Raw genomic sequence first — 4930 nt, 5'->3', positions numbered from 1 at the left:
AATAAAGATTATAGAGGGAGGACAAATAATGGGAAAATGCCATATAGAACTATCCAAACAATCCATCTTTACAAACCTCAATTGTAATACAAGGGAAGAAGTATTAAGAGTCTTATCAAACTCTCTGTTGTCTCAAGGTTTTGTAACTCCGAATTTTTTTGACGGAATATTAAAACGCGAAAAGGACTTTCCTACCGGTTTACAGACAAACAGCATAGGTGTAGCTATCCCCCATGCCGATCCAAAATACATAATTCATGATTCGATCGCATTAGGAATTTTATCAAAGCCGGTTACCTTCTACGAGATGGCTAACATATCTAATAAGGTTGATGTTTATATTGTCTTTCTGCTGGCACTGACTGATGCTACCAAACATCTCAGGATATTGCAAAAAATCATAGAAATTATCAAAGATGAACAGTTATTAAAACAAATGTTAAAACAAAATAACGAAGAATTATACTTACTAATTAGTGAAAAACTGTTAACCACAGATTGTGTGTAAACAATAAATCTTTTTAGAAAAATCCTTAGAGGGGGTGGTTAAAATATTAATATCGCATTTATTTAAAGAATAACTATATTGGGAGGAGTAAAAGGTGAAAAAGAAAGTAATTTTCGTATGTGCGACTGGAATAGCAACTTCTACTGCAGCTACTGAAAGAGTTGTTGAGTATTGCAAAGAGCGCGGTATAGACATCGACTTTCAACAATCCAACGTGGCTTCTCTTCCGTCATTAGATGGAACAGCGGATTTAATAGTGTCTACGACTAATGTCCCATTTCAAATGAAAACACCGGTTGTAAATGCCCTTCCGATAATAACCGGTATCGGTGAGGAAGAAGTTCTTGAACAAATACTTAAAATACTAGGGAGGTAAAAATGATGGGTCAACAGTTATTAAGTATAGTCCAATACATTTTGGGTTTAGGTCCTACTGTAATGCTTCCGATTGTAATCTTTATTCTGGCTTTAATCTTCTCCGTAAAGCCATCAAGGGCTTTAAGGTCATCGGTAACCATCGGTATGGGCTTTGTAGGAATCTATTTGGTTTTTGATGTCTTAGTAAACAATTTGGGCCCTGCCGCCCAGGCAATGGTAAAAAATACCGGAATTAATTTACCTGTCATGGACCTCGGCTGGCCGCCTCTTTCTGCTATAACCTGGGCATCCCCTATAGCGCCTTTTGTAATACCCTTAACTATTATTATCAACATCGTTATGTTAGCTCTTAACCTCACGAAAACGGTCGATGTGGACTTGTGGAATTATTGGCATTTTGCTTTTGCAGGAGCACTTGTCTACAGTGGCACAAAGAGCTTCGGATTAGGTCTCTTGGCTGCCGGCATCGCAGCGGTAATAGTAATAAAATTAGCAGATTGGTGTGCGCCAATGGTTCAAAAGTATTTTAATCTACCTGGAATATCTCTGCCAACCCTATCTTCGGCGGTATTTTTTCCAGTAGGTATTCTGGGAGACAAAATAATTGAGAAAATTCCAGTCTTAAACAAGTTAAATGCAGATCCTGAGACAATCCAGAAACGTTTTGGAGTGTTTGGCGAACCCATGATGGTGGGATTGATATTGGGGTTATTGCTGGGCATAGGAGCAGGATATGACTTGAAAGGTGTGCTAAATTTAGGGATCAACCTTGGCGCAGTCATGCTTATATTGCCCAGAATGGTCAGGATATTGATGGAAGGTTTAATTCCGCTATCTGATGCGATAAGGGCTTTACTCAAGAAGAGATATCCTAACAGGTCGGATCTATATATAGGTTTGGATATTGCGGTTGCTATTGGGAATCCTTCGGTTATCGCTACTGCTCTTCTCCTGACACCGATTGCGGTTATCTTATCTGTTATCGTACCTGGCAACAGGGTTATGCCGCTCGGTGACCTGGCTAATCTCGCAGTTATGATATCAATGGTTGTACTTGCAACCAGAGGCAATGTTTTGAGGTCTGTTATCATAGGCATACCTATTATGATAGGAGATCTTCTGGTTGCCACGACAGTAGCGCCTCTGGTTACGGATATAGCAAAAAGTATAAACTTCAAATTTCCGGAAGGATATACCGGTTTAATTTCAAGCTTTCTTGATGGAGGAAATCCGTTCAGATTCTGGTTGCTCAAGATATTCCAAGGCAATATTGCCGCAATCATATTAATACCGGTAGTTCTGGCAATAGTATACTGGTTGATAAAATATACAAATTCACAAACACATCAAGATTCAAGCGGCATAAAAGCTTAAGAATTGGGGGTTTTCCCCCTAATTTTTGTATTGGAGGTTCAATAGATGTATTTTATTGGTATAGATATTGGTACGACCAATTGTAAGCTATGTTTGTATGATTTTCCTGAATTTAATCTTGTATTTAAGTATTATTTTAAAACGCCAAAGATTATCACAGGTGATTACAGTGATTTTGATATAAATGAAATTTGGTTAAACATTAAAAAGGGGTTAAAAATTATTTCAACTAAAGTTAAAAATATAGGCGATATCAAGAACATTTCTATTGCCAGTGTTGGAGAAGCAGGGGTATTAATTGATAAAAAAGGGGGCATTATCGGCCCTGTCATTACATGGTACGATCCTCGAACAATTATTGAATTAAAACATATTTGTGATGTATTAGGATCAGATGTTATATATGGCATAACTGGTTTACCGCCACACAGTAATTACAGTTTGAATAAAATCTTGTGGATAAAGTCTCACTACCCCAGCAAATTTAATTCAGCTTTCAAATGGCTCTGTATGGCAGAATATATTGCATACAAACTTACGGGAGAAATGAAGGCGGAATATTCTCTGGCATCTAGAACGATGGTTCTTGATCTCACAACTAAGCACTGGTCTGAAAAAATTTTAAAGGATTTAAAATTAGATGAAGACATTTTCCCCAACTTAATTGATTCAGGTGCTGTAGTAGGCAATATATTAAAATCCGTATCGGAACAAATCAATCTAAGCCCTCATACTACCGTATCCATAGCAGGCCATGATCACATGTGCGGTTCCATAGCTGCAGGCTTAACTGATGAGAACAGTATTTTGAATTCGACGGGAACAACAGAAGGCCTGTTAACATTGCAAAACAATCCCCATCTGGAATCACAGTTCTTTAACTACGCTTTGTCAAATGGCATCCACGTAATAAGCGACTATTATACACTTTTTGCATCACTGCCGTGTGCAGGTTATTCTATTGACTGGTATACCAGAATGTTTTCTATGTTAAACGATGAATTAGAAAATTTTATTACTCGACTATATGAAAAGAAATCTAAGTTATCATTAAAAAAATCAAAATCAATTGTATTTATACCTCATTTAAGAGGTAGCGGTCCTCCGAACAGGAGTATCAATTCCCGGGGCTTATTTTATGGATTATCAGAATACACAACAAAAGAGGAGCTATTAGTGGCAGTATTTGAAGGTTTGTGTTATGAGTTAAAGAACTTGCTTTATGCCTTTGAAAAACTACTTGGCTATAAATACAAACAAGTTAGAGTAATAGGCTCTGCATGCAAAAACCCATTTTGGTTGCAATTAAAAGCTGATATTTTGAACAGGGAAATTGTAGCTTATGAGATAGATGAAGCCGTAGCAAAAGGAGCGGTAATTCTTTCGGCATATAAAAACGGGTATTTGAAACATTGGAAAGATCTAGAAGCGATCAACGCTGAACAGATAAAAACCTTTGAGCCTAATTATAATTTGACCGTGTGTTACGAAGATATTTTTCGGGAAATATATATACCATTTTATGAGTTTAAGGTTAATCTGGAAAAAAAGGAGATGGAGTAAAATGCCTCTGGTTAAAATGAAAGATTTGCTTACTGAAGTAAAACAAAAAAAATTGATTCTCGGTTCATTTAATACATCAAATCTAGAAATAACTTTGTCTATTATCAAAGGTGCATGCGAAGTCGAATATCCGGTAATAATTCAAATAAGTCCTCCTAGTCTAAAATTATCCGGGTCAGAATACATCTTCAATATTGTAAATATGGCTGCTAAAAATACAAATGTTCCTATTAGCTTACACTTGGACCACGGTAGAACCATGGAAGATATAAAAAATGCCATTGACAACGGATTTAGCTCAGTGATGATAGACGGCTCGCATCTATCTTATGAAGAAAACATAGAATTGACAAAGCATGTAACTTCATATTGCCACAACTTAGGTATCACAGTTGAGGCAGAATTAGGTATACTAAAAGGCAAAGAAGATAGCGAGGAAATAGTGGAACAAGATTTAACTGATCCTGATGCTGTAGAAAACTTTTGCAGTAAAACTAAATGTGATTTACTGGCCATATCGATAGGTAATATTCATGGCCTTCAGAAAAAAGCGGAAATCGACATTGACTTACTAAATAAAATACATAAAAGTACAGATATACCATTGGTAATACACGGCGGTTCTGGCCTACCTGATGAGGTACTCAAAAAGTTCAAACAATACGGTATTAAAAAAGTAAATTTCTCTAGTGAGTTAAAAAGATGTTTTATAAAAACTATTGGAGAAAGGTATATTAAAAATAATTTAGAATTTGACCTTATACATGTTTTGCAAGAAGCTAAACAAAATATAGAAAATATTGTAAAACAAAAATTAATTGCCCTTAACACTTGATAAAGTTTATAATAGTAAAATTTTGATAGCTTATTGCGCAGAAAATTAATAAGCCTTATAATTAGATTGTATGGTTATTCTTTATCAGACCGCTACGGAATAGCCAATAGCGGCAGTAAAAAAGAATTAGTTTGTAAAATATAATATTATGCCAAAGACCGGTAGATTTGTTTTCTGCCGGTTCTTTATATTCCCAAAACATAAAAGCAGCCAAAAACCGACGGGTTATTACCTGTCGGTATTTTTTTAAGGGAGCATTCCTGTAATGAAAT

Annotated in this window: 5 protein-coding genes; all 5 read left to right on the top strand. The window is 35.9% G+C overall.

Translation table 11 applies throughout. The features are described 5' to 3' along the window. Positions 1–508: PTS sugar transporter subunit IIA (locus tag JT739_RS09790; RefSeq protein WP_237660935.1), on the top strand; the 508-nt coding region annotated here is incomplete at its 5' end. 94 nt (positions 509–602) lie between these two features. Then, positions 603–884 (top strand): PTS sugar transporter subunit IIB, encoded by a 282-nt coding sequence (locus tag JT739_RS09785; RefSeq protein ID WP_237660934.1) that lies wholly within the window; start codon positions 603–605, stop codon positions 882–884. 5 nt (positions 885–889) lie between these two features. Continuing rightward, the gene (locus tag JT739_RS09780) at positions 890–2260 is read left to right on the top strand and encodes a PTS galactitol transporter subunit IIC (RefSeq protein WP_370642642.1); all 1371 of its coding nucleotides are present in this window, start codon (positions 890–892) and stop codon (positions 2258–2260) included. Between the two features lie 45 nt (positions 2261–2305). Then, positions 2306–3823, top strand: a complete 1518-nt coding sequence (locus tag JT739_RS09775; protein ID WP_237660932.1) for an L-fuculokinase — start codon at positions 2306–2308, stop codon at positions 3821–3823. 1 nt (position 3824) lies between these two features. Beyond that, complete coding sequence (locus tag JT739_RS09770; RefSeq protein ID WP_237660931.1) at positions 3825–4658, top strand: ketose-bisphosphate aldolase; 834 nt, start codon at positions 3825–3827, stop codon at positions 4656–4658. The last annotated feature ends 272 nt before the right edge of the window (positions 4659–4930 follow it).

The organism is Tepidanaerobacter sp. GT38, from assembly GCF_021991635.1.
GTDB lineage: Bacteria > Bacillota > Thermosediminibacteria > Thermosediminibacterales > Tepidanaerobacteraceae > DTU063.
This window is presented reverse-complemented; position numbering and strand designations above follow the sequence as displayed.

What these genes read in the sequence shown, in the direction of transcription:
- JT739_RS09780 (WP_370642642.1), top strand. Translation starts at nt 890, where the DNA reads ATGGGTCAACAGTTATTAAGTATAGTCCAATACATTTTGGGTTTAGGT.
- JT739_RS09775 (WP_237660932.1), top strand. Translation starts at nt 2,306, where the DNA reads ATGTATTTTATTGGTATAGATATTGGTACGACCAATTGTAAGCTATGT.
- JT739_RS09770 (WP_237660931.1), top strand. Translation starts at nt 3,825, where the DNA reads ATGCCTCTGGTTAAAATGAAAGATTTGCTTACTGAAGTAAAACAAAAA.